Annotated in this window: 24 protein-coding genes; 5 read left to right on the top strand and 19 right to left on the bottom strand. The window is 63.3% G+C overall.

The window, feature by feature from the left end; all coding sequences use genetic code 11:
• Window positions 1-18 precede the first annotated feature (18 nt).
• The 12 genes from AAFN84_RS06180 to tpiA all read right to left on the bottom strand — a co-directional run bounded on the left by AAFN84_RS06180 (window position 19) and on the right by tpiA (window position 11,818).
• Complete coding sequence (locus tag AAFN84_RS06180; RefSeq protein WP_347513614.1) at window positions 19-564, bottom strand: HdeD family acid-resistance protein; 546 nt, start codon at window positions 562-564, stop codon at window positions 19-21.
• A gap of 40 nt (window positions 565-604) precedes the next feature.
• Entirely contained in the window at window positions 605-1,954 is a 1,350-nt protein-coding gene (locus tag AAFN84_RS06175) for a pyruvate dehydrogenase complex dihydrolipoamide acetyltransferase (protein ID WP_347513613.1), read from the bottom strand.
• Window positions 1,955-1,968: 14 nt separating this feature from the next.
• Entirely contained in the window at window positions 1,969-3,372 is a 1,404-nt protein-coding gene (locus tag AAFN84_RS06170; RefSeq protein WP_347513612.1) for a pyruvate dehydrogenase complex E1 component subunit beta, read from the bottom strand.
• 137 nt (window positions 3,373-3,509) lie between these two features.
• Window positions 3,510-4,565, bottom strand: coding sequence for a pyruvate dehydrogenase (acetyl-transferring) E1 component subunit alpha (pdhA, locus tag AAFN84_RS06165; RefSeq protein WP_347513611.1), 1,056 nt, complete (start codon window positions 4,563-4,565; stop codon window positions 3,510-3,512).
• A gap of 174 nt (window positions 4,566-4,739) precedes the next feature.
• Window positions 4,740-5,063 (bottom strand): septum formation initiator family protein, encoded by a 324-nt coding sequence (locus AAFN84_RS06160; protein ID WP_347513610.1) that lies wholly within the window; start codon window positions 5,061-5,063, stop codon window positions 4,740-4,742.
• A 110-nt stretch (window positions 5,064-5,173) separates the two neighbouring features.
• On the bottom strand, window positions 5,174-6,448 hold the full coding sequence (gene eno / locus AAFN84_RS06155) for a phosphopyruvate hydratase (protein ID WP_347513609.1): 1,275 nt from the start codon (window positions 6,446-6,448) through the stop codon (window positions 5,174-5,176).
• Window positions 6,449-6,589: 141 nt separating this feature from the next.
• A complete protein-coding gene (locus AAFN84_RS06150; RefSeq protein WP_347513608.1) occupies window positions 6,590-6,955 on the bottom strand; it encodes a PRC-barrel domain-containing protein in 366 nt (121 codons plus the stop codon).
• Between the two features lie 71 nt (window positions 6,956-7,026).
• On the bottom strand, window positions 7,027-7,860 hold the full coding sequence (gene kdsA / locus AAFN84_RS06145) for a 3-deoxy-8-phosphooctulonate synthase (protein WP_347513607.1): 834 nt from the start codon (window positions 7,858-7,860) through the stop codon (window positions 7,027-7,029).
• Complete coding sequence (locus tag AAFN84_RS06140) at window positions 7,857-8,735, bottom strand: VOC family protein (RefSeq protein WP_347513606.1); 879 nt, start codon at window positions 8,733-8,735, stop codon at window positions 7,857-7,859. Before AAFN84_RS06140 ends, kdsA begins: the two co-directional genes overlap by 4 nt.
• 57 nt (window positions 8,736-8,792) lie before the next feature.
• Window positions 8,793-10,421 (bottom strand): CTP synthase, encoded by a 1,629-nt coding sequence (locus AAFN84_RS06135; RefSeq protein ID WP_347513605.1) that lies wholly within the window; start codon window positions 10,419-10,421, stop codon window positions 8,793-8,795.
• Between the two features lie 129 nt (window positions 10,422-10,550).
• Window positions 10,551-10,928 carry a preprotein translocase subunit SecG gene (gene secG, locus AAFN84_RS06130; RefSeq protein ID WP_347513604.1) on the bottom strand — a complete coding sequence of 126 codons (378 nt, stop codon included), beginning with the start codon at window positions 10,926-10,928 and terminating at the stop codon, window positions 10,551-10,553.
• A 125-nt stretch (window positions 10,929-11,053) separates the two neighbouring features.
• Window positions 11,054-11,818: a triose-phosphate isomerase gene (gene tpiA, locus AAFN84_RS06125; protein ID WP_347513603.1), complete on the bottom strand. Its 765-nt coding sequence runs from the start codon at window positions 11,816-11,818 to the stop codon at window positions 11,054-11,056.
• Between the two features lie 143 nt (window positions 11,819-11,961).
• Between tpiA and AAFN84_RS06120 the strand changes: the two genes are divergently transcribed.
• From AAFN84_RS06120 to glp, 5 genes are read left to right on the top strand one after another with little or no spacing between them, the layout of a single operon-like run.
• Window positions 11,962-13,848: a SurA N-terminal domain-containing protein gene (locus tag AAFN84_RS06120; RefSeq protein ID WP_347513602.1), complete on the top strand. Its 1,887-nt coding sequence runs from the start codon at window positions 11,962-11,964 to the stop codon at window positions 13,846-13,848.
• Between the two features lie 8 nt (window positions 13,849-13,856).
• On the top strand, window positions 13,857-14,876 hold the full coding sequence (gene trpD / locus AAFN84_RS06115) for an anthranilate phosphoribosyltransferase (protein WP_347513601.1): 1,020 nt from the start codon (window positions 13,857-13,859) through the stop codon (window positions 14,874-14,876).
• The gene (gene trpC, locus AAFN84_RS06110; protein ID WP_347513600.1) at window positions 14,873-15,673 is read left to right on the top strand and encodes an indole-3-glycerol phosphate synthase TrpC; all 801 of its coding nucleotides are present in this window, start codon (window positions 14,873-14,875) and stop codon (window positions 15,671-15,673) included. Before trpD ends, trpC begins: the two co-directional genes overlap by 4 nt.
• 4 nt (window positions 15,674-15,677) lie before the next feature.
• Window positions 15,678-16,169, top strand: a complete 492-nt coding sequence (gene moaC, locus AAFN84_RS06105) for a cyclic pyranopterin monophosphate synthase MoaC (RefSeq protein WP_347513599.1) — start codon at window positions 15,678-15,680, stop codon at window positions 16,167-16,169.
• Window position 16,170: 1 nt separating this feature from the next.
• A complete protein-coding gene (gene glp, locus AAFN84_RS06100; protein WP_347513598.1) occupies window positions 16,171-17,379 on the top strand; it encodes a gephyrin-like molybdotransferase Glp in 1,209 nt (402 codons plus the stop codon).
• On the opposite strand, the gene AAFN84_RS06095 is transcribed toward glp, so the two are convergent.
• From AAFN84_RS06095 to pcsA, 7 genes are all read right to left on the bottom strand, one after another.
• The gene (locus AAFN84_RS06095; RefSeq protein ID WP_347513597.1) at window positions 17,366-18,019 is read right to left on the bottom strand and encodes a glutathione S-transferase; all 654 of its coding nucleotides are present in this window, start codon (window positions 18,017-18,019) and stop codon (window positions 17,366-17,368) included. The genes glp and AAFN84_RS06095 overlap by 14 nt on opposite strands.
• 133 nt (window positions 18,020-18,152) lie before the next feature.
• Window positions 18,153-19,226: a BMP family ABC transporter substrate-binding protein gene (locus AAFN84_RS06090; protein WP_347513596.1), complete on the bottom strand. Its 1,074-nt coding sequence runs from the start codon at window positions 19,224-19,226 to the stop codon at window positions 18,153-18,155.
• A gap of 55 nt (window positions 19,227-19,281) precedes the next feature.
• Complete coding sequence (locus AAFN84_RS06085) at window positions 19,282-20,196, bottom strand: ABC transporter permease (protein WP_347513595.1); 915 nt, start codon at window positions 20,194-20,196, stop codon at window positions 19,282-19,284.
• A complete protein-coding gene (locus tag AAFN84_RS06080) occupies window positions 20,189-21,286 on the bottom strand; it encodes an ABC transporter permease (RefSeq protein ID WP_347513594.1) in 1,098 nt (365 codons plus the stop codon). Before AAFN84_RS06080 ends, AAFN84_RS06085 begins: the two co-directional genes overlap by 8 nt.
• Entirely contained in the window at window positions 21,286-22,851 is a 1,566-nt protein-coding gene (locus tag AAFN84_RS06075) for an ABC transporter ATP-binding protein (RefSeq protein ID WP_347513593.1), read from the bottom strand. The genes AAFN84_RS06080 and AAFN84_RS06075 overlap by 1 nt, the downstream gene beginning before the upstream one ends.
• 163 nt (window positions 22,852-23,014) lie before the next feature.
• Window positions 23,015-23,992, bottom strand: coding sequence for a quinone oxidoreductase (locus AAFN84_RS06070; protein ID WP_347513592.1), 978 nt, complete (start codon window positions 23,990-23,992; stop codon window positions 23,015-23,017).
• 1 nt (window position 23,993) lies between these two features.
• Window positions 23,994-24,773 (bottom strand): phosphatidylcholine synthase, encoded by a 780-nt coding sequence (pcsA, locus tag AAFN84_RS06065; protein ID WP_347513811.1) that lies wholly within the window; start codon window positions 24,771-24,773, stop codon window positions 23,994-23,996.
• Between the last annotated feature and the right edge of the window lie 183 nt (window positions 24,774-24,956).

The following is a 24,956-nucleotide window of genomic DNA, read 5'->3' as shown; positions in this document are numbered from 1 at the left end:
TCCTGCGGTGCGCGGCCCTCATGCCAGCCGGCGCAGACCCAGCGCCATGACCATGAAGAGCACGCCGTTGGAAATCAGCTCGACGCCGAGGAGGATGCCCAGCACAGACGCTGCCGCCCACGGAAAATCAGCGAGAATGAGAATTCCGAGCGCCAGCGAGACGATGCCGGAAAACAGCACCCAGCCCCAGCCGGAGATCGACCGAAGCGAAAGCGCATACATGATCTTCGCGATGCCAGTGGCCAAAAACAGCACCGCAACCAGCAATGTCAGCGACACCATCCCTGCCAGTGGGTTGAAGACCAGGGAAAGTCCGACGACCAGCGTCAGAACGCCGAAAAGCAGCGCCCAGAGGAAGCCGCCCCAGCCCTGAACCTGAAACGACTGGATGACCTGCATGCCGCCCAGGAGAATGAACGCCCAACCGGCCATCAGGGTGGCAGCCAGCGTCGCCGCAAACGGATTGAGCAGCGCTAGCACGCCGCCGATCAGCGAGATGGCGGCGAAGACCGCCATCCAGATCCAGGACTTCCTCAGCTTCTCGTCATGCACTGTGGCGGCCATGACCGTACCCTCCAGGGAACCGGGCACCATGCCCGTTCTTCTACACCAGCATCGTCAGCGGGTTTTCGATCGCGCGCTTGAAGGCGGCGAGCAGTTCGGCGCCGAGCGCGCCGTCGACGGCGCGATGGTCGGTCGACAGCGTCACCGACATCACATTGGCAACGACCACCTGCCCCCCCTTGACCACCGCCCGCTCCTCGCCCGCGCCGACCGCCAGGATCGTCGCATGCGGCGGGTTGATGACGGCGGCGAAATCCTTGATCCCGAACATGCCGAGATTGGAGACCGCCGTCGTGCCGCCCTGGTACTCCTCCGGCTTCAGCTTGCGGTTTCGCGCACGCACGGCCAGGTCCTTCATCTCGTTGGAGATGACCGACAGCGTCTTTTCGTCGGCCTTGCGCACGATCGGCGTGATCAGCCCGCCCGGGATCGACACGGCAACGCCGACGTCGGCATGCTTGTGCTTGAGCATGCCGCCTTCGGTCCACGACGCGTTGGCGTCGGGCACGGCCCTGAGCGCCACCGCCATCGCCTTGATGACCAGATCGTTGACCGACAGCTTGTAGGCCGGCTCCTCGCCCTTGTCGGACTTCACCCTGGGGGCGGCGTCGTTGAGCTGCTTGCGCAGCGCCAGCAGCGCGTCGATCTCGCAGTCGAGGGTGAGATAGAAATGCGGGATCGTCGACTTCGCCTCGACCAGCCTGCGCGCGATGGTCCTGCGCATGGCGTCATGCGGCACGAGTTCGTAGGAGCCTTCCTCGAACAGTTTCAGCACCGCATCGTCGGACATCGGCTTCGGGGCCGCGGGGGCCTGTGCCTCGGCCTTCGCCGAGGCCGGTTTGGCGCCACCGCCGGCGACTGCAGCCTCCACATCCGCCTTGACCACGCGCCCTCTGGGGCCGGAACCGGCAACGGCGGCAATGTCGACGCCGGCATCCTTGGCGATGCGGCGGGCGAGCGGCGAGGCGAATATCCGCTCGCCATTGGTGACCGCAGGCGCGGACGCTGCAGTCGATTGGCTGCTGGACGATGGAGCTTGCTTTGTCGGTTCCGGAACTTGCTTAGCCGGTTTCTCAGCCGCTTCCGATTTCGCCGGTTCAGCCTTCGCCTTCGCGCCATCGCCCTTTGCGGCAGCAGCGACGTCCTCGCCTTCCTCGGCGAGTATCGCGATCAGCGCATTGACCTTGACGCCTTCGGTACCCGCGGGAACGACGATTTTGGCGACGGTCCCTTCGTCGACCGCCTCGACTTCCATCGTGGCCTTGTCGGTCTCGATCTCGGCGATGACATCGCCCGGTGCGACAGCGTCGCCTTCCTTGACCAGCCATTTGGCGAGATTGCCCTCTTCCATCGTCGGCGAAAGGGCGGGCATTGTGATTTCGATCGGCATCGGTGCGCCCTCCCTCAGGTGCGGTAGGTGACGGCCTTGACCGCCTCGACCACTTCGCCGACGTTCGGCAGCGCCAGCTTCTCCAGATTGGCTGCGTATGGCATCGGCACGTCCTTGCCCGCGATGGTGATGACCGGGGCGTCGAGATGGTCGAAGGCCCGCTGCATGACCTGGCTGGCGATATGGTCGCCCACCGACGATTGCGGGAAACCTTCCTCGACCACCACCAGGCGGTTGGTCTTCTTGACCGAAGCGATGACGGTGTCGAAATCGAGCGGCCGGATCGTGCGCAGGTCGATGATCTCGACGTCGAGGCCCATTTCACGCAGTTCCGCTTCGGCCTTGACCACATAGGTCATGCCGATGCCGAACGAGACGATCGTGGCGTCCTTGCCCTTCTTGTGGATGCGCGCCTTGCCGATCGGCAGCACGAAATCGTCCAGCTTCGGAACGTCGAAGGTCTGGCCGTAGAGGATTTCGTTTTCGAGGAAGATCACCGGGTTCGGATCGCGGATTGCCGCCTTTAGCAGTCCCTTCGCGTCCGCGGCGGTGTATGGCATCACCACCTTCAGCCCCGGTATGTGGCTGTACCAGGCAGCGTAGCACTGCGAGTGCTGAGCGGCGACGCGGGCAGCCGCGCCGTTGGGACCGCGGAACACCATCGGCGCACCCATCTGGCCGCCAGCCATATAGAGCGTCTTCGCCGCGGAGTTGACGATCTGGTCGATGGCCTGCATGGCGAAGTTGAAGGTCATGAACTCCACGATTGGCCGAAGCCCGGCCATCGCCGCGCCCACTCCGACGCCGGCAAAGCCATGCTCGGTAATCGGCGTATCGACGACGCGGCGCGCGCCGAATTCCTGCAGCAGCCCCTGCGTGATCTTGTAGGCGCCCTGGTACTCGGCGACCTCCTCGCCCATGACGAATACCTTCTCGTCACGGCGCATCTCTTCCGCCATGGCATCGCGCAATGCTTCGCGCACCGTGGTCGGCACCATCTCGGTGCCCTCGGGAATGTCGGGGTCGGCAGCGACCTCGAGCTTCGGCGCTGCAGGCACTGTCGCGTCCTTCTTCGCGCTCGGCTCTTCCTCTGCCTTGCGGCCCTTGCCACCGGCGTCGTCGGCTGCTGGCGCAGGCACCTTGGGCTCCGCCTTCTCCACTGCGCTGGCGTCTTCACCCTCCTGGAGCAGCACGGCGATCGGCGTGTTGACCTTCACGCCCTCCGAACCCTCGGCCACGAGGATTTTGCCCAACGTGCCTTCGTCGACGGCTTCGACCTCCATCGTTGCCTTGTCGGTCTCGATCTCGGCAATCACGTCGCCGGGGGCGACCTTGTCGCCCTCCTTCTTCAACCATTTTGACAGGTTGCCCTCCTCCATCGTCGGGGAAAGGGCTGGCATGAGTATCTCGACTGGCATCTTTTTTCGTTTCCTCCGAGGAGCTTCGCTGCCTTGGCGCGCGCTCGATTGAAGTCTTTAAGTCAGCGCCTTGAATGACGAAGCTCGATGCAGGGGCGCGGGCAGGAGTTCTGCCACACACCCGCGCATGCGAACCGTCACTCGGCGGCCTCGAGATAGATGTCGGTCCACAGTTCCGACGGATCGGGCTCGGGATCGGTCTGGGCGAAGTCGGCCGCGTCCGCCACCACGTCACGCACCTCCTTGTCGATCGCCTTCAACTCGTCTTCCGTTGCCCATTTGGCTTCCAGAAGGCGCGCCTTGACCTGCTCGATGGGGTCATGCTCCGAGCGCATCTTCTGGACCTCGTCCTTGGACCGGTACTTTGCCGGGTCCGACATCGAATGGCCGCGATAGCGGTAGGTCTGCATTTCCAGGATGATCGGACCATTGCCGGCGCGGCACCACTCCAGCGCCATGTCGCTGGCGCTGCGCACCGCGCGCACGTCCATGCCATCGACCTGTATCCCTGGAATGCGGAAGGACAGGCCGCGATGCGAGAAATCCGTCTCCGCCGACGAGCGCGCCACGGCGGTGCCCATCGCATAGCGGTTGTTTTCAATGATGTAGATGATCGGAAGCTTCCACAGCGAGGCCATGTTGAAGCTCTCGTATACCTGGCCCTGATTGGCCGCGCCGTCGCCGAAGAACGTCAGCGAAACATTGTCGTTGCCGCGATAGCGGTTGGCGAAAGCCAGCCCGGTGCCCAGCGACACCTGGGCGCCGACGATGCCGTGGCCGCCGTAGAAGTTCTTCTCCTTGGAGAACATGTGCATCGAGCCGCCCTTGCCCTTGGAGTACCCTCCACGGCGACCCGTCAACTCGGCCATGACGCCACGGGCGGACATGTCCATCGCCAGCATATGGCCATGATCGCGATAGGCGGTGATCATCTGGTCGCCGTCCTTGATCGCCATCGACATGCCGGTCACGACCGCTTCCTGGCCGATATAGAGATGGCAGAAACCGCCGATGAAACCCATGCCGTAGAGTTGCCCGGCCTTTTCTTCGAAGCGGCGGATCAAGAGCATACCGCGATACGCCTTGAGTTCGTCCTCCTTGGAGAACTTGGCCGGCGGCGGCGTCTTCACGGTTGGCTGGGCTTTGCCATCCGCCTTGGATTTGGCGGATGTTTTCCTGGCGGCTGTCGCCATCGTTCGCTCCCTTGCTTCACGCGTCCCTGGCGGACTCGGGGACGCTTGACGCCTCCCATTTGCATGAAAAGGCTAGCATGAGCCGCATCGATCCGCCATGCGGAAAAACGCATGGCTCGCATGCGCATAAGCAACTCTAATTGCAGGGGAATTGAGCGATTAACTCGAAGTCGGTTAATCGCCGGCGACGGGCCTCATGATGATGACCTCGTCGGGCAGCGCAAGATTGAGGGAGTAGCGGGCATGTTCGTCGAGCATGTCCTTCTCCAGCGTTCCATCATGCAGCAGCTTGACCCGCTCTTCCAGTTCGATTCGCGTGGCGGTGACGCCTGCGAGTTCAGCTTCGAGCACCGCGACGCGGCCTTCGAGCTGGTGCTTGGAATAGATCCCGTACTCGCCGTTGAAGGCGTGGAAGCCGAAATACGAAAGGAAGACGACGGCAATCGCCGGCACGATCAGCGCGCCGGTGTTTCTCTTTTTATGCTGACGGGTCCACATGGCTGACGCGATACTCGGATACAATCGCCATATCTGACACCATCATGCTTAAGGGGCGGTTACCGCCGCAACCGCCCCTCGCAAAATCGTCCATCTCAAGCGCAGAAATTTCACGCCTTGAGGATGTCCCTGCCGGCGTAGCGGGCGCTGCGGCCCAGTTCTTCCTCGATGCGCAGGAGCTGGTTGTACTTGGCAAGCCGGTCCGAGCGGGCAAGCGATCCGGTTTTGATCTGCCCGCAATTGGTGGCCACCGCCAGATCGGCGATGGTGGAATCCTCGGTCTCACCGGAGCGATGCGACATCACCGCCGTGTAGGATGCCTTGTGGGCAGTCGCGACGGCATCGAGCGTCTCCGTGAGCGTCCCGATCTGGTTGACCTTGACGAGGATCGAGTTGGCAACGCCCATGCGGATGCCGTCCTTGAGCCGCGCCGAATTGGTGACGAACAGGTCGTCTCCCACGAGCTGTACCTTGTCGCCGGCCAGGTCCGTCAGCATCTTCCAGCCCTCCCAGTCGTCCTCGGCCATGCCGTCCTCGATAGAGATGATGGGATAATCGGCGGCAAGCTTGGCGAGGTACTTGGCCTGCGCCTTCGGATCGCGCGTCTTCTTTTCGCCTTCATAGACGTAGTTGCCGTCCTTGAAGAATTCGGTCGCCGCGCAGTCGAGCGCGATGCCGATCTGCTCGCCAGGCGTGTAGCCCGCCTTCTCGATCGAGGCCATGACGAAGTCGAGCGCCGCCTGTGCACTCTTCAGGTTGGGCGCAAAGCCCCCCTCGTCGCCGACATTGGTGTTGTGGCCGGCGTCTTTCAGGCCCTTCTTCAGCGTGTGGAAGATCTCCGCACCCCAGCGCAGCCCCTCACGAAACGATTCCGCGCCGACCGGCATGATCATGAATTCCTGGAAATCGATCGGATTGTCGGCATGGGCACCGCCATTGACGATATTCATCATCGGTACGGGCAGGACATGGGCGGCGGCACCGCCGACGTAGCGGTAGAGCGGCAGTGACGACGCCTCTGCGGCAGCTTTCGCAACGGCGAGCGACACGCCGAGAATGGCGTTGGCGCCGAGCCGGCTTTTGTTGGCAGTTCCGTCGAGCTCGATCATCGCGCGGTCGATCTGCATCTGGTTTTCGGCGTCGAGCCCGCCGATCGCCTCGAAGAGCTCACCATTGACTGCATCCACGGCGCTCATCACGCCCTTGCCCAGATAGCGCGCCCCACCGTCGCGCAGTTCCACCGCCTCATGCGCGCCTGTGGACGCGCCTGAGGGCACAGCAGCGCGCCCCATCGAGCCATCTTCCAGAACCACGTCGACCTCGACGGTCGGATTGCCGCGGCTGTCGAGTATTTCGCGGCCGATAATGTCGATGATTGCGGTCATGGCTGTTGTCCCTTCGATGCAGGATGACGAGGTCGCCGCCGTCTTAGCGAAAGGCTGGGCAAGAGGCAATCTGCGTGGACAATAGCAGAAAGGGCCCCGCGTCATGCCGCGAGGCCCTTCAGATGATCTAGATAGTAGCCGTCACACCCAGTAAGGCGGGACCTTGTAGTAGCTGTAGGAAGCGTCACGGACCTTGGTCCCATCGCCGCCCGTCAGTTCGTTGATGTCATGGGCGGGTGCAGCCTTGAGCTGATCCTTGGTGAATGGCACCACATAGCCACCCCGGGCTGGTTCGTAGTCAAGCGAAGACCATGGAATCGCATGGAATTTCTCGCCGATGCCGAGGAAACCGCCGAAACCGATGACGGCGAACATGATGTTGTTCGTCGTCTTGTCCAGCATCACATCCTCGATCGACCCGATATGCTCGCCTTCGGTGTTGTAGACCTCGGTGCCGATGACGCGCGAGGCCTGGATGGCTTCCGTATGCCCTGTTGCAGTGGCCATGGTTCGCTCCTTTTCGTTTCGCACCCCGTGTTCCATGACAATGAGGAACGCGTCGCGAAGTTCCGGAGCGATCAGGTGCGTTTGGCTACTTCATCAAAAGCCATCAGCGTCTCGATCAGCCGGGGCATGTCCTTCAATGGCACCATGTTGGGGCCGTCGGAAGGCGCGTTGTCGGGATCCTGGTGCGTTTCGATGAAAATTCCTGCCACGCCGACTGCCACGGCAGCGCGCGCCAGCGTCTCCACGAACCGGCGGTCACCGCCGCTCGAGCCCCCCTGCCCGCCCGGTTGCTGGACCGAGTGGGTGGCGTCGAAGATAACCGGTGCGCCGAACCCCGCCATGATCGGCAGCGCGCGCATGTCGGACACCAGCGTGTTGTAGCCGAACGACGCACCACGCTCCGTCACCAACACATTCGCGTTGCCAGACTCCGTCACCTTGGCAACTACGTTCTTCATGTCCCATGGAGCCAGAAACTGGCCCTTCTTGACGTTGACGATCTTGCCCGTGTTTGCCGCGGCGATCAGAAGATCGGTCTGGCGCGAGAGGAAAGCGGGGATCTGCAGGATGTCCACCGTCTCCGCGACAATGGCGCATTGCTCTTCGGTGTGAACGTCCGTGAGCACCGGCAGCGAGAGGTCGCGCTTCAGGTCCGCGAAGATTGGCATGGCCGCATCAAGGCCCGCGCCGCGCTTGCCGGAAAGCGACGTCCGGTTGGCCTTGTCGAAGGACGTCTTGTAGACGAGCCCGATCCCGAGGCTCGCGCACATCTCCTTGAGCGCGCCGGCCATGTCGAAGGCGTGCTGGCGCGATTCGAGCTGGCAGGGGCCTGCTATCAGCGACAGCGGCGCGCTGTTCGAGAACGTGACGGCGCCTGCGGACACGGACGCATTGGGAACGGTCATGATGAGGTCTCCTCGAAGCCAAAGAAGGCGCCCTGCCCGTCGGCTGGCCCGACGATGATCAGGTCGTCGATACGCGTGAATTCGATGCCGCTGGCCTCAAGCACGCGTTGCGTCACGCCGAGATCGGCGACGCGGTAGACGATGCCACGCAGGGTCAGTTCGGCATCCCGCTGAGGTGCCACGCGATATCGGGCAGCGAGCGCTGCCGGGGTGAGAACGGAAATCGAAGCATTCGTAGCCGCCACGCTGAGACCGCCGTCCTCTGCTTCGGGATGCCTGCCGACCAGTATCGAGAGCAGTCCCTCCACCGCCTGCGGATCGCGCGCGCAGCCAACGATGCGCGACAGCCCGACAACACCATTCGCATGATCGGCGAGCGCGCCGCGTCCCCCGACAGGAGCATCGACACGCTCGCAAGTGAAGACGAACGTATCGCCCACGCCCGTTGGAGCCGCGAATGCCAGACGGAATGATACGGTCTTCGACCGTCCTGCGGCATCGACATAGGCGCGGGAAAAATCCAACCGCATGCCTGCCGAAACGCCGGCGGCGTGAAACGCGGCGTGGTCGGCGTCTGCATCGGCGGTCGCCATGACGACGGCGGAGAAGCCGTCTTCGCCGCGACTGGCACGAAACGTCCTGTCGCGTGCCACGAAGACGTTTCCGGCCGCAACAGCCGCGTCCGCGAGAAGCGGGTCGGCGATCGCCAATGGCTCGATGAAGGTGTCGTCGGCGAGATAGACGCAAGCGTTTTTCGTGCCGAACGGATGCAGCCCCTCTGGCGCCACGGTAAATCCCAGCGCCTGAAATCGTGCCCGCGCAACGTCGAGATGACCTGTCGGCAGAACGAGGTGGTCGATGGAACGGATCGTCATGGGCGCGGTCTTAGAGTGATCGTGCGTTCGCCACAAGAGCACGCGGCGGTACGACTTCTAGACCAGCCGGCTCTGCTCGACGGCCGCGCCGATGAAGCTCGCGAACAGCGGATGTGGTTCGAACGGACGCGACTTGAGTTCAGGATGGTACTGCACGCCGATGAACCACGGATGGTCGGCATATTCCACTGTCTCCGGAAGCACGCCGTCGGGAGACATGCCGGAAAATACCAGCCCGCACGATTCCAGCCGTTCCTTGTAGTCGACATTCACTTCATAGCGATGGCGATGGCGTTCGGAGATGTGCGTGTCGCCGTAGATGTCTGCTATCCGGGTGCCCTCTCGAAGCTCTGCCGCATAGGCGCCCAGACGCATCGTGCCGCCCAGGTCGCCGGTGGCCCGGCGCTTTTCCAGCATGTTGCCCTTGAGCCACTCCGTCATCAGCCCGACGACGGGTTCCCTCGTCTCGCCGAATTCGGTGGAAGATGCGTTTTCGATTCCGGCAAGTGAGCGGGCGGCCTCGATGCACGCCATCTGCATGCCGAAGCAGATGCCGAAATACGGCACCTTGCGCTCGCGGGCGAATTTCGCCGCCAGGATCTTGCCCTCGGAACCACGCTCGCCGAATCCGCCCGGCACGAGGATGCCGTGCACCTTTTCGAGCCACGGAGAGGGATCTTCCTTCTCGAAAATCTCGCTCTCGATCCACTCCAGCTTGACGCGTACGCGGTTGGCGATGCCACCATGCGAGAGCGCCTCGATCAGCGATTTGTAGGCATCCTTGAGGCCGGTATATTTCCCGACCACGGCGATGGTGACCTCGCCTTCCGGATTGTGGATGCGGCCGGAAACCTCCTGCCAAAGCTCCATGCGCGGCTTCGGCGCGGGATCGATGCCGAATGCGGCCAGCACCTCGCCGTCAAGCCCTTCCGTGTGGTAGGCGATCGGCACATCATAGATGTGTGCCACGTCGAGCGCCTGGATGACGGCGGACTCGCGCACGTTGCAGAACAGCGACAGCTTGCGGCGTTCTTCCTTGGGGATTTCACGGTCGGCACGCACGAGAAGGATGTCGGGCGCAATGCCGATTGAACGCAGTTCCTTGACCGAATGCTGCGTCGGCTTGGTCTTGAGCTCGCCTGCAGCAGGAATCCACGGCATCAAGGTGAGATGGATGTAGACGGCCTGCCCGCGCGGCAGGTCGTTGCCGATCTGGCGAATCGATTCCAGGAACGGCATCGCCTCGATGTCGCCGACCGTGCCGCCGATCTCGCACAGGACGAAGTCGTATTCCTCGTTGCCCTCGAGCACGAACTTCTTGATCTCGTCGGTGACGTGCGGGATCACCTGCACCGTCGCGCCGAGATAGTCGCCACGCCGCTCGCGTTCGATGATGTTCTTGTAGATGCGGCCGGTGGTGATGTTGTCCTGCTGGTTGGCCGAGCGACCGGTAAAGCGCTCGTAGTGGCCAAGGTCGAGGTCGGTCTCCGCCCCGTCATCGGTGACGAAAACCTCGCCGTGCTGATAGGGCGACATCGTGCCCGGGTCGACGTTGAGATAGGGATCGAGCTTCCGCAGTCTCACACGGTAGCCACGCGCCTGCAGCAGGGCTGCGAGAGCCGCTGCGGCGATGCCTTTGCCGAGTGAGGAAACCACGCCGCCGGTGATGAAAACGTATCGCGCCATGGGAGTCGTCGCTTAACCTGCTCGAATTGATTCCACCAGCGGAAAATGATCCGCCACCGGGTTATCCAGTCCACAAACAAAAAGGGCCGACACATGCCGGCCCACGGCTAGCCTCTTGATGGCTACCTGTCAGTCGCCGCTCGGCACCTGCGGCTGGGCGGGTTCAGCCGGTGCCGCATCCGGCTCGGTGGTCTCGCCGCCGAGCTCATCGAGAATGCCGCCGCTGCCGGAAGGCGCGCTCTGCTCGTTCGACGTCGGTATCCGGTCGAAGATGTCGGACGGGTTGCCGCCGTAGCGCGCAAGCAGCGACAGCGACAGCGAGGTTGCGAAGAATGCCGCAGCAAGAATTGCCGTCGTGCGGGTCAGCGCATTCGATGCACCCCGTGCGGTCATGAAGCCCGAGCCGCCGCCAATACCGAGACCGCCGCCTTCCGAACGCTGCAGAAGCACCACCCCCACCAGGGCGATGACGACCATCAGATGGATCACAATGAGAATAGTCTGCATGGTTCCTTCCGGAAAGTTCCCGCCGCGTTCGAGCGGACGCGGCTCATTACACGGCTTTGCCGCGCATTCCAACCCATATGGGAAAGACCAGCCATGCAAAAAAGACGATATCGCAAAATTGAGACCTAGAACGAGCGATAGCTTTCCGCGATGCCCAGGAAATCCGAGGCTTTCAGGCTCGCGCCCCCTACGAGCGCGCCGTCGACATTGCTGACCGACAGCAATTCGCGGGCGTTGGACGGCTTGACTGATCCGCCATAGAGGATGCGCGTGCGTGACGCCTCGTCGCCGATCAGTGCGGTAAGCTGCGTGCGGATATGCGCATGCGCCTGGGCTACGTCGTCGACGGATGGCGTCAGCCCGGTTCCGATGGCCCAGACAGGCTCATACGCGATGACCGTGGAGGCATGCGTGGCGCTGGTGGGCACGGACCCGGCGATCTGCCGCGACAGAATGTCCAGCGTCTTTCCCGCCTCTCGTTCCTGTTGCGTCTCGCCGATGCAGATGATCGCGATTAGCCCTGCGCGCCATGCCGCATCAGCCTTGGCATGCACGACAGCGTCGCTTTCGCCATGATCGGCCCGGCGCTCGGAATGGCCGGTGATGACGAAGGCAGCGCCCGCATCTGCGAGCATCTCCGCCGACACGTCGCCGGTGTGCGCGCCCTTTTCGCTGGCGTGACAGTCCTGTCCTCCCGACTTCACCGGCGTTCGATGAAGCATTTCGGACGCGCGCCACAAAAGCGTCGTTGGGACGCAGACGAGCGCGTCGAGTTCCGTCTCGAGGCCTTTCATGAAGCCGTTGCCGATCGCGGCCAGTTCGGGCAGATCGGCGCTCGTTCCGTTCATCTTCCAGTTGCCGGCAACCAGTGGGCGAATTCCCGGTGTCATGGCGATCAGGTCCTTCCTTTTGGCCGTGAAGCTGGGCTTTCCTATCAAAAACGGGGTACAAAGCAATCGACAGAGGCCGGGAAGGACGGTATTGCCGTTCACCGCCTCTATTGGCGCAATTTTCAGGCTAACCGGAAGTAGACATGCTCAATTCCCTCAGAAACGCAGCACGATCCTGGGTCTCGAAGGTTCTCCTTGTCCTGCTCGTCCTCAGTTTCGCGATCTGGGGCATTTCCGGGCAGATTTTCGGGGGCCTGGGCTCGAACGTCCTTGCTGTGGGCGATACCAGGGTTTCGGTGATGGACTACCGCCTCGCCTATGATCGGCAGATTGCGCAGCTCTCGCAGCAGTTCGGAACTTCGATCACCCGCGAGCAGGCGCAGGCCTTCGGCGTCGACAACCAGGTGCTGGCGCAACTGGTGGCAGGCGCGGTGCTCGACGAGCAGGCCCGCGAAATGCGGCTTGGCCTTTCCGAAGATCGTCTTGCATCGCTGACGGCGGAGGACCCCGCCTTCCACGGGCCCGACGGACGATTCGACCGGAACCAGTTCGACTGGGTCCTCCAGCAGGTGGGGATGCGGCCCGACGACTATCTGCGCAATCGCCAGCAAGTCGCAGTGCGCCAGCAGATCGTCGAAGCGGTCTCCGATGGCCTCGATGCGCCCGATGCATTCCTCCGTGCGGTCGCTCTGCATGGCGGCGAGGACAGGACCGTCGAATTTGTCGTGCTGCCCCCGTCGCTGGTCGAGCCGATCGAGGCACCTTCCGAAGAGCAGGTGGCGCAATGGTTCGAGGAGCATCGTTCGGACTATGCCGCTCCGGAATACCGGCAGATCCAGTACGTCAAACTCGAGCCGGAAGACATCGCCGACCCGTCAGCCGTGAGCGAGGAGCAGGCGCGCCAGGAATATGACCGCACGATCGAGCGCTACACGACCGGCGAAAGGCGGCGTATCGAACAGATCGTTTTTGCCGACACGGAGGCCGCCAGCGCCGCGCTCGACAGGATTCGTTCCGGCGCGAGCTTCGAGGATGTGGTTGCCGAGGAAGGCAAGCAGATGAGCGACGTGCTGCTCGGTACGTTCGAAAAGGAGCGCGTCGCCGATCCGGCGATTGCCGAAGCCGCGTTCGCTCTCGAAGAAGGCGCGGTCAGCGATGTCGTGGAGGGCACCTTTGGCCCGATCCTCCTGCGCGTGACCGAGATCACGCCGGAAACGGTCCGCCCCTTCGAAATGGTGTCGCAGGAAATTCGTGAAGCGATCGCGATCGACGAAGCGCACCGCCTCGTCACCAATGTCTATGATGCCTATGAGGATGCGCGCGCGTCCGGCGATACCATGCAGGCGGCTGCCGATAGCCAGCGCCTCGAGGTGGTGACCGTCGAAGCCGTGGATCGCAGTGGCCGCAATCCCGAAGGAACCATCCTGACCGACCTGCCGGAATCCCGGTTGCTGCTGCAGGAGGCTTTCGAGACGGAACAGGGCATCGAGAACCCGCCGCTCAATCTGGGCTCGACCGGCTATCTCTTCTACGAAGTCACGCAGGTGGACGCGGCGCGAGACCGTGAACTCGATGAGGTGCGCGAGCGCGTGGTGGAAGACTGGACGGCCAACGAGCGGAGCACACGGCTCAGCGAGCGCGCCGCGGAAATCGAACAGCGCCTGGCTGACGGGACGCCGTTCTCGGAACTGGCCGAGGAGCTCGACGTCGAGTTGCAGACCAAGCGCGGTCTCACGCGCGATGCCAACGACGCTGACCTGGGCACCGCCGCGGTCGCGGCGGCCTTTGGCGTGGCGCGCGGCGAAACCGGAGTCGCCCCGGCGCCCGACGACACCTCACAGATCGTGTTTCGCGTTGCCGAGGTCATCCAGCCGGCCGGCGCAGGTCCGGATGCGGTGCCGGAAGAAACGCGGGATGCAATGGCGTCGGGCATCAGCGACGACTTGCTGGACCAGTTGGTGGCGCGCCTGCAATCGCAGTACGAGGTGACGGTCGATCGCAACGCCATCCAGCAGGCGCTGAGCTTCTGAGTGGTACGATGGTCGATCTCAAAGCGCATATCGCCAAGGCTGCGGATGGAACGCCTCTTACCTTCGAGGAGGCTCGCCAGGCATTCGATATAATGATGTCCGGCGAGGCAACGCCCAGCCAGATTGGCGGCTTCCTGATGGCCCTGCGCACGCGCGGTGAGACCGTCGACGAGATTTCGGGCGCAGTCGCAACGATGCGGGCGAAGATGCTGCCGGTTCGAGCGCCGGCGGACGCGATCGACATCGTCGGAACCGGGGGCGACGCGTCCGGCACCTACAACGTCTCCACTTGTGCGGCATTCATCGTCGCTGGTGCCGGCGTGCCGGTTGCAAAGCACGGCAATCGGGCGCTGTCTTCGAAGTCCGGCGCTGCCGATGCTCTGGCGGCTTTGGGCATCAATATCGAAATCGGACCGGATGCGATCTCGGCATGCATCGAAGAGGCGGGCCTGGGTTTCATGTTTGCGCCCTCGCACCATTCGGCGATGCGCCATGTCGGGCCGTCCCGCGTTGAGCTCGGCACCCGCACGATTTTCAATCTGCTCGGGCCGCTGTCCAATCCGGCTGGCGTGAAGCGCCAGCTCGTCGGTGTCTTCGCCCCGCGGTGGGTGGAGCCGATCGCGCATGTCCTCAAAGGCCTGGGTTCCGAATCGGTCTGGGTGGTCCACGGCGATGGGCTGGACGAGATGACGACCGCCGGCATGACGCGCGTGGCCGAACTGAAGGACGGCGAAATCCGCACCTTCGAGATATCACCCGAAGATGTCGGACTGCCACGCGCCCGGGTCGATGACCTCAAGGGCGCGGATGCCGCCCACAATGCCAAGGCGCTGCGCGCCGTCCTGGACGGCCAGAGAAGCGCTTATCGCGATATCGCGATCTTCAATGCCGCCGGAGCTCTTTTCGTGGCCGGAAAGGCGCGTACGTTGACAGACGGATTGGAAATCGCCTCCCGGTCGATCGACAGCGGAGCTGCTGCGGCCGCGCTCGACCGGCTGATCGAAGTATCGAACAGGCCAAAGGCATGACCGACATCCTGCGCAAGATCGAGGCCTACAAGCGACAGGAGATCGCCGCGGCGAAGATTGCGATGCCATTGGCCGAGGTGAAGGCACGAGCAGCCGACGCCGAGCCACCACGCGGCTTTGCCGCTGCGTTGCGGGAAAAGCACGCGGCCAGCGAATTTGCGCTCATCGCCGAAATCAAGAAGGCGAGCCCGTCCAAGGGACTTATCCGGCCCGATTTCGACCCGCCTGCCCTCGCCCGGTCCTATGAGCAGGGTGGTGCGGCCTGTCTGTCGGTCCTGACCGATACGCCCTCTTTTCAGGGTGCGCCAGAATTCCTGACATTGGCGCGCGCGGCAACCACCTTGCCGGCCCTGCGCAAGGATTTCATGTTCGAGCCCTATCAGGTGCTTGAGGCACGGAGCTGGGGCGCCGATGCCATACTCGTCATCATGGCGAGCCTCGCTGACGACGAGGCGAAGGCGCTGGAAGACGAGGCGCAATCGCTCGGCATGGACGTGCTGGTCGAGGTGCATGACGAGAGCGAACTGGAGCGCGCTCTGGCGAGCCTGTCATCACCGTTGATCGGCATCAACAATCGCAATCTGCGGACCTTCGAGGTCGCCCTGGAGACATCCGAGCGCCTGGCAAAGCTCGTGCCCGACAGCCGTGTCATCGTCGGCGAAAGCGGCATCCTGACCAACGACGACTGCCAAAGGCTTGCGCGTGCGGGCATCAACACCTTCCTCGTCGGCGAGAGCCTGATGCGCCGGCACGACGTTGCGGCGGCGACGCGCTCGCTGCTCGGTTTCGAGGGTTGACGCGGTGAGCGGAACCCGGCTCACGCATCTGGACAGTTCCGGCGAGGCCAACATGGTCGACGTTGGCGACAAGGCCGAAACGAGCCGTACCGCCGTTGCCGAGGGCACGGTGTCGATGAAGCCCGAGACCCTGGCGATGATCCTCGCCGGTGACGCGAAGAAGGGCGACGTGCTGGGCACCGCTCGCATCGCGGGCATCATGGCAGCCAAACGCGCCCATGAACTGATCCCGCTGTGCCATCCGCTTCTCCTGACGAAAGTGACCGTCGACATCGAGCTGGACGAGGCCCTGCCCGGTCTGCGTGTGACCGCATTGGTCCGTGTCACCGGCAGGACGGGCGTCGAGATGGAGGCGCTGACTGCCGCTTCCGTCGCTTGCCTGACGATCTACGACATGGCCAAGGCCGTCGATCGCGGGATGACGATTTCCGGCATACGCGTGCTGGAGAAGAGCGGCGGCAAGTCGGGCGATTATCGCGCGACACGGGAACTCTGACATGAGCGATCTCCTGTCGGTCGACGACGCTCTGGCGCGGCTTCTAGAAGACGCCGCGCCACTGGGGGCCGAAACCGTCGATATCGCCGCGGCAGGCGGACGCGTGCTCGCCCAGGACGTCGTCGCGCAGCGGACCCAGCCCCCATTCGACGCTTCCGCCATGGACGGTTATGCCGTGCGCGCGGACGATATCTCCGACCTGCCCGCGACGCTTCGCGTCATCGGGGAATCGATAGCCGGAAAACGCTTCGTGGGAGATCTGAATCCTGGCGAGGCTGTGCGTATCTTCACCGGCGCGCCCGTCCCCCAAGGTGCCGACACCGTCCTTCTTCAGGAAGATGCACGACGGATGCCAGACGGCGGCGTCGAAGTGCTTGAGGCGACGGAGCGCGGGCGTCATATCCGGCGCGCGGGGCTTGATTTCAGCAAGGGCGACCGCCTGCTTGAACCGGGGCGCTGGCTCGATGCGGCCGCCCTTTCGCTGGCCGCGGCAGGCAACCACGCACATCTGGCGGTCGTTCGCCAGCCGCTCGTGGCGGTGCTGGCGACGGGCACGGAACTGGTCGCGCCAGGCGCGCTACCCGGCCCCGACCAGATCGTGGCGTCCAACGGGTTGGGGATTGGCCTGCTGGCGCGCGAGGCGGGCGCCGCTGTCCTCGACCTCGGTATAGCGCCCGACGACCGCGACGTGATCGCAAGCGCGGTAAGCCGCGCAGTCGACGCGGGAGCCGACATCGTCGTCACGCTCGGCGGCGCATCGGTGGGCGACCACGACCTCGTACGCGAGGTGCTGACCGGGCAAGGCATGAGCCTGGATTTCTGGAAGATCAGGATGCGACCGGGCAAGCCGCTGATGTTCGGCCGCTTCGGCACGCGTCGCGTTCTCGGTCTGCCGGGCAACCCCGTTTCGAGCCTGGTTTGCGCTCACCTTTTCCTTCGCCCGCTCATCGCACGCCTGGCAGGCATCGAGTGGCGGCCCGACATCCGATCCGCCACTCTGGCCGCGGCAATGAAGGCCAACGACCATCGTCAGGACTACGTTCGCGCGAAAGTTACCGAAGAGGCTGCCGGGCTCGTCGCGACGCCGTTCGACACGCAGGATTCCTCGATGCTCACGACGCTTGCCGATGCCAACGCGCTGATCGTGCGCGAGCCGCACGCGCCAGGGGCGGCGAAGGGCGCGGCGTGCCGTGTGCTCATGCTTCGCTAGGTGCCGCACCGAACTGCTTCTGGAAGTATGGTGTGTTCATGGCCATCTGCTTATCCAGTTCCGCAGCGCGGATGTTTGCAGGCCGATCGCTCAGCCTGTCCATGTATGCGCGGAAGGACGGGCGTTCCGGCAACACCTTCAGATTATCCATCGTATAACCGATACCCGAACCGAGCTGGACGTCCGCCGCCGTGAACCTGTCTCCCGCGGCGTAAAGGCGCTCGGTGAGAATGCGGTCGAGATGGTTGACCATGTCCTCTGCGAGCCCGAAGGGGAAATCGTTGCTCTCATAGGTCCAACCCTGGGCCTTTGCCGATAGCGCCGGGTCGAACACCGCGTCGCAATAGACGAGCATCGACAGACACGGACCGCGCATCGGATCACCGATCGGCGGGGCGAGGCCTGCTTCGGGAAAAGCATCGGCGAGATGGATCGTGATCGCCGCGCGCTCGGTGATGACCACGCCATCATGCTCGATGGCTGGCACCTTCTTGTTGGGCTGGATCAGCCGATAGTCCTCAGGCACGCCGCCGTCCTGGCGTATGTCGATCTCGATCATCTCGTATTCTGCACCGAGCTCCTCGAGCAACCAGAGGATGCCGGACGAGCGCGACCACGGTGCATGATAGAACTTCAACATATTTCGTGCTCCTATTTGCAATGCGTCGGACCATAGCACCGCCCTCCTGACAGCTATCTGGCAAGAGCAGACCAAAACAAAAAAAGGCGGCCCACAGGCCGCCCTTTCGTCGTGAATGATCCTAAAAACGATTCTACTGCGGAAGCTGGTCGTCGACACCGGCGACGTAGAAGTTCAGGCCGAGCAGCACGCCATCTTCGGCCACTTCGCCGTCGGCAAGCCACTGCGAGCCGTCCTGCTTTGTAATCGGGCCGGTGAACGGATTGAATTCGCCGCTCTTGATCTTGGCCTCGGTTTCTTCGGCGAGCTTCTTCACCTCGTCAGGCATGTTGGTATAGGGAGCCATCACCACGTGCCCCTCGGCCATGCCGCCCCACACATCGACCTGTTCCCACGTGCCGTCGATCACCGCCTTGACGCGCTCGACGTAATACGGACCCCAGTCGTCGATGATCGAGGTGAGCTGCGTCTCGGGACCGAAGGCGATCATGTCCGACGCCTGGCCGAAGGCCTTGATGCCGCGCTCGGCGGCAACCTGGATCGGCGCAGTGGAATCGGTGTGCTGGGTGATGATGTCGACGCCCTGGTCGATGAGCGCCTTGGCCGCGTCCGCTTCCTTGGCCGGATCGAACCACGTGTTGGCCCACACGACCTTGACCTGGAAATCCGGATTGACCGATTGCGCGCCGAGCACGAAGGCATTGATGCCCATCACCACTTCCGGAATCGGGAAGGAGGCGATGTAGCCGGCGACGCCGGCCTCTGACAGGCTGGCCGCGATCACGCCCTGGACGTAGCGTCCCTCGTGGAACTTCGAGTTGTACGTCGCGACGTTTGCGTGCTCGCGCTTGTAGCCCGTTGCGTGCTCGAACTTGACGTCCGGGAACTTGGCGGCCACCGCATTGGTGGGGTCCATGTAGCCAAACGACGTGGTGAAGATGATATCGCAGCCCGAACGCGCAAGACGCTCCAGCGCACGCTCGGCATCCGCGCTTTCCGGCACGCTCTCGAGAAACACCGTCTCGACCGCGTCGCCCAGTTCTTCCTCGACTTCGAGGCGACCCTGGTCGTGCTGGTAGCTCCAGCCGAAATCGCCCGTGGGGCCGATATAGATCCAGCAGGCTTTGGTCGGGTCCTGTGCAAGCGCGGCGCCGCCGGGCAGAAGCACCGCCGCCGACACGGCCATGGCCGTAATGAGCTTCTTCATGTTGTCCGTCCTCTAAGGTTTAAGTTCAGGAAAGGGGCATTATCCCGTTGTTATATCAGCGATCAGGCACAAATGGCCGCCCCAACGAGGCCGGTGTGTTCACCAGTGTCAGTCGCCTGTTTCTCGAGATTAGAACGAGAACCACGATCGTCGCCAGATAGGGCAGCGCAGAAAGCAGTTGAGAAGGGATCGGCCAGCCGAGCGCCTGTGCGTGGAGCTGGCCGATGGATACCGCACCGAACAGGTAGGCACCGGCCAGAACCCGCCAGGGCCGCCATGAAGCGAACACGACCAGCGCCAGCGCGATCCATCCGCGACCCGCGCTCATGCCCTCGACCCATTGCGGTACGTAGACGAGCGCGAGGTATGCGCCCGCGAGCCCTGCGCACGCGCCACCGAACATCACCGCCAGGTAGCGGATGGCGATGACCTTGATGCCCAGCGCATGGGCAGAGGTGTGATTGTCGCCGACCGAGCGAAGTGTCAGTCCAGCCTTGGTGAAGAAGAGGAACCAGGCCACGCCTGCCGTCAGCAGGATCGAAATGTAGAAGATGGGATCCTGGCCGAACACAAGCCGGCCGACGAATGGCAACTCGGTCAGGCCGGGGATGTAGAGCGTGCCCATCTTGACGCCTGGCAAGCCGACGAAGCTTTCGCCGATCATGCCGGATAGGCCGAGACCCAGCAGGGTGAGCGCAAGGCCGGTCGCCACCTGGTTGGTCACCAATGTGAGTGTCAGGAAGCCGAACAAAAGCGCGAACAGCGCGCCGACGACGATCGCTGCAACGACGCCAAGCCAGGGCGATCCAGTCGTGAACGCCACGCCGAAGCCCGTCACCGCACCCATGATCATCATGCCTTCGACGCCGAGATTCAGCACGCCGGAACGTTCGACGACTAGCTCTCCCATCGCGGCAATGAGCAGCGGCGTCGCGGCCGTTGCGATCGTGATGACGATGGCCTCAAACATGCGAGGTCTCCCCGGCCTTTGCCCCATGCGGACGAACCAGCCGAAGCTGGTAGTGGATCAGCGTATCGCAGGCGAGGACGAAGAAAAGGATCATCCCCTGGAATGCGCGCACCACCTTGTCCGACAGCCCGACCGATATCTGTGCGGCTTCGCCGCCGAGATAGGTCAGTGCAAGCACAAGCCCCGCGGCCACGATGCCGAGCGGATTGAGACGGCCGAGAAACGCCACGATGATGGCCGTGAACCCGTAACCGGGCGATATCGCAGGCCGCAATTGCCCAATGGCACCGGAGACTTCCGAGATGCCTGCAAGGCCGGCCAGACCGCCCGATACCGCGAATGCGAACAGCGTCATGCGCCCGGCGGAAAATCCAGCGAAGCGGCCCGCGCGCGGGCTCTGGCCGAGCACCTTGACCTCGAAGCCCTTTAACGTCTTCGACAGCATGAACCAGACCAGGACCGCGGCGATCAGCGCGAAGGCAAACCCCCAGTGGGCGCGGCCCGATGCCGGGAGGATTTCCGGTAGTACGGCATAGGAATGAAACCGCACCGTCTCGGGAAAGTTGAACCCGGCCGGATTGCGCCACGCGCCCCGGACCAACCAGTCGAGAAAGAGCTGCGCTACATAGACCAGCATCAGGCTGGTCAGGATCTCGTTGGTGTTGAACCGCACCTTCAGGAAGGCCGGGATCGTCGCATAGGCCGCACCACCGGCAATACCCATCAGAAGCATCAACGGCAGTACGATCCACGCCTGGAACTCGGGAAAGATCACCGGCAGGAACGAACCGGTGATGGCGCCGATCACGAACTGGCCCTCCGCCCCGATATTCCAGTTGTTGGACAGGAAGCAGACCGACAGGCCGACCGCGATGAGGATCAGCGGCGCAGCCTTGATGGCGAGCTCATGCAGTGACCACTCCTCCATCAGCGGATCGATGAAATAGTAATACAGGGTGGTCGCCGGGTTCTTGCCGAGGAGCGCAAACAGGAGCGCGCCGGCCAGAATCGTCAGGGCGAAAGCGATGAACGGCGACAGTGCACTGAAGGCTTTCGATTGCTGTGGCCGCTTGACGAGTTCGAGGCGCATCAGGCGGCTTCTCCTGTGAGACCTGCGCCGGTCTGGGCACCGCCCATCAGAAGACCGATACGCTCGAGCGTTGCCTCCGCGATCGGCAGCGGTGCCGACAGGTGACCATCGTGCATGACTGCGATGGAATCGGCGACCTCGAAGAGTTCGTCCAGATCCTGGCTGATCACCAGAACCGCGGAGCCGGAGCGCGCGAGGTCGATCAGTGCCTGGCGAATGCGGGCGGCAGCGCCCGCGTCCACACCCCAGGTCGGCTGGTTGACGACGATCACGGCTGGCTTGCGGTCGAGCTCACGGCCGATGATGAACTTCTGAAGGTTTCCACCCGACAGCGCGGCGGCCTCCGGGTCCTCCCCGCTCTTGCGCACATCCATTTCCGCGACGATGCGTCTTGTTGCGCCCGCGATCGCGGAAGTGCGCACGACGCCAAGACTGCCAAGGAAGGCCTTCGCGTCCGTCCGGAAGCGCGACAGCAGCAGGTTTTCGGAAAGACGCATCCGTGGGGCGGCGCCGTGCCCGAGCCGTTCTTCCGGCACGAATGCCGCGCCAAGCAGCCGTCGCTCGGAAATGTCGAGATGCCCGACGGGCTTGTCTCTGATCCGGACCACGTCGGCGCTTTCCTGCTTCACCTCGCCGGAGACGGCCTCGAAGAATTCACCCTGGCCATTGCCCGCGACGCCGGCGATGCCGAGCACCTCGCCCGCTTTCACGCTGAGGGAGATTTCACGAAGAGGGACCGCGAACGGATTTGCCGGCTTGCGCGAAAGCCCGCGAATGGCGAGCAGCTCTTCACCATCGCCGATCGTCGACGGAGGACGGGTTGCCGTGGTCACCTCCGAGCCGACCATCATGCGCGCAAGCGACGCGGCGGTTTCCTGGCGCGGGTCGCAATTCGCAACCACCTTGCCGTGGCGCAGGACCGTGGCGCGGTCGCACAGCCGTTTCACCTCCTCAAGCCGGTGGGAAATGTAGAGGATCGATTTGCCTTCACTGCGCAGGCGCTCCAGCGTTTCAAACAGCTTGTCGGCTTCCTGGGGCGTGAGCACCGAGGTCGGCTCGTCGAGGATGATCAACTCCGGTTCCTGCAGGAGGCAACGGATGATCTCGATGCGCTGGCGCTCTCCGACGGACAGGTCGCCCACCCACGCAAACGGATCAAGCGGCAGTCCGTAGGCCTTGGAGAGGTCGCGGGCCTTCGCCGCGATCGTGTCCAGCGAGGTGCCGTCGTCAAGCGAAAGCAGGATGTTTTCGGCCGCCGTCAACGCCTCGAACAGCGAGAAATGCTGGAAGACCATCCCGATGCCGAGCTGGCGCGCCTGTGCCGGCGTCGAGATGTCGACCGTCTCACCCTTCCAGACGATATCGCCTTGCGCCGGCGCAAGCGTGCCGAAGAGCATCTTCACCAAGGTCGACTTGCCAGCACCGTTCTCGCCCAGCAGCGCGTGGATCTCGCCCTTGGATATCGTCAGGTCGACCGCGTCGCAGGCCTTGAGCTGTCCGAAAATCTTGGTAAGTCCGCGCACCTCAAGCAGAGGTGCTGCACCCGCGTTGCGCACTTCGTTCAACGTGTCCCTCGATCCGTTACCGGCCTTCGCTGCGGTTTGCCCGAGCGTTTTTTTGTGTTCCCGCGTGTATCGTAGGCTTCACGCCAGCGGTAAGCAAACCAGCGCGAATATTGAAAGTGCTTCAAGGTTTTCAACGAATACGCAGGCAATGCCGCGGTTCGCCCTAGGGCAGCAGAACGGTGGTGCCGGTGGTCTTGCGCGCCTCAAGGTCGATATGCGCCTGCGCGGCGTCGGCGAGCGCGTAGCGCTGGTTCACAGCGATCTTGACGGCGCCGGACTTCACAACGTCGAAGAGCGCGCCAGCTGATTCCTCCAGCTCCTCACGCGTGGCGATATATTGGAATAGGGTTGGGCGCGTCGTGTAGAGCGAACCCTTCTGGGAAAGCAGCCCCATGCTGAAGGGCGGGATCGGCCCAGACGACTGGCCGAAGCTGACCAACATTCCCCTGACCTTAAGTGAGTCCAGCGAGCCTTCGAACGTGTCCTTGCCAACCGAATCGTAGACGACGTCGCATTTCTTGCCGCCGGTGATGTCCTTGACGCGGGCGGCGAAATCTTCTTCGCGATAGTTGATGACATGCTCGTAGCCATGCGCCTTGGCCAGTTCGACCTTCTCGGCCGAGCCGACGGTGCCGATCAGCGTGACGCCGAGCGCACGCGCCCACTGGCCGAAGATCAGGCCCACTCCGCCTGCCGCGGCATGATAGAGCACGATGTCACCCGGCTTGACCGCAAAGGTCCGGCGCAGGAGGTACTCGGCAGTCATGCCCTTGAGCATCATGCCGGCGGCTTCGTCGTCGGAAATCCCTTCAGGCACCTTTACGAGGCGGTCTGCGGCAATCACCCGCTGTTGCGCATAGGCGCCGACGGGAACTGTATAGGCGACCCGGTCGCCGGGCTTAAGCCAGTCAACGCCTTCGCCCGTCTCGAGCACCTCTCCGGCCGCTTCGCCACCGGCGATCAACGGCAAGCCTGCCGGCGCAGGATAGAGGCCGGTGCGGAAATAGACATCGATGAAGTTCAGACCGACGGCGGTGTGGCGGATCAACACCTGACCTTTGCCAGGGCGGCCGGCGTCATGATCCTCGTATCGCAGGACCTCGGGTCCGCCATGCTCGCGAATGAGAATTGCCTTTGACATGTCAGTCTTTCCTGAGGCCGAGAGTTGGGAACATCTGCATCACACCGCCGATCACGAACAGGTAGATGCCCGTTGCGCCAATGCCTGCCTGTATCGGCATCGACGCCTCCATGTTCTGGATGAGCGCTACGACCCCGAAGGCACACCAGGCGAGGAAGATGCCCAGGTTCAACGGACGCAGCCGCTTGACGCGTACGGGGTGGAGGAAATTCACCGGAATGAACGAGAGGATCGCCGCGACGATCACCGCCGCCAGCGAGACATATTCTCCCGGCTCGATCACGAATAGCGTGAAGACAAGCATGTTCCAGACGACCGGGAACCCCTTGAAGAAGTTCTCCTTCGTCTTAATGCCTGTGTCTGCGTAGTAGATCGCGCTCGAAACGACGATGATCGCCGCCGAAAGGAAGGACAACCCCTCACCCATGAAGCCGCTCTGGTACAGCGCGAATGCCGGAATCAGCACGTAGGTGACGTAGTCGATGATGTTGTCGAGCATTTCTCCCGACCAGGTCGGCAGCACTTCCTTGACCTGCAGCTTGCGCGCGATGGGACCGTCGATGCCGTCGACGAACAGTGCAAGCCCGAGCCACAGCCACATTTCCGTCCACTGCTTTTCGGCGGCAAACACCAGCGACACAAATGCAAGGAAGGAACCGGAGGCGGTCAGCAGGTGAACCGAAAAGGCCCGCGCTTGCGGCCACGTCACCTTCTTCTTCGGGCGCGGAATGCGTTCCGAGAGCTTCTTCCTGCTGGGTATCTCGCCGTTCACCGCCGGCATCCGCCGGTCTTCGACGTTCTCGCCGGTCGTCCCAAGGCGTGCAAGTCGATGCACGTGCCGTTGCGCAACGGCGCGTGAGCGCCCTTCACTGCCCTGTCCCCGTTTCGCATCCTCTGCTCCTCCTGGCCCGAAACTACAAGCACCGCGCACTCTCAGACAAGCAGTATCGCGCCAGTCTCGCCG

The sequence above is a fragment of the Mesorhizobium sp. CAU 1741 genome (assembly GCF_039839275.1).
In the GTDB taxonomy this organism is placed as follows: domain Bacteria; phylum Pseudomonadota; class Alphaproteobacteria; order Rhizobiales; family Rhizobiaceae; genus Aerobium.
The sequence above is the reverse complement of the archived record's forward strand: the minus strand, read 5'-3'. Positions and strand labels throughout refer to the sequence as shown.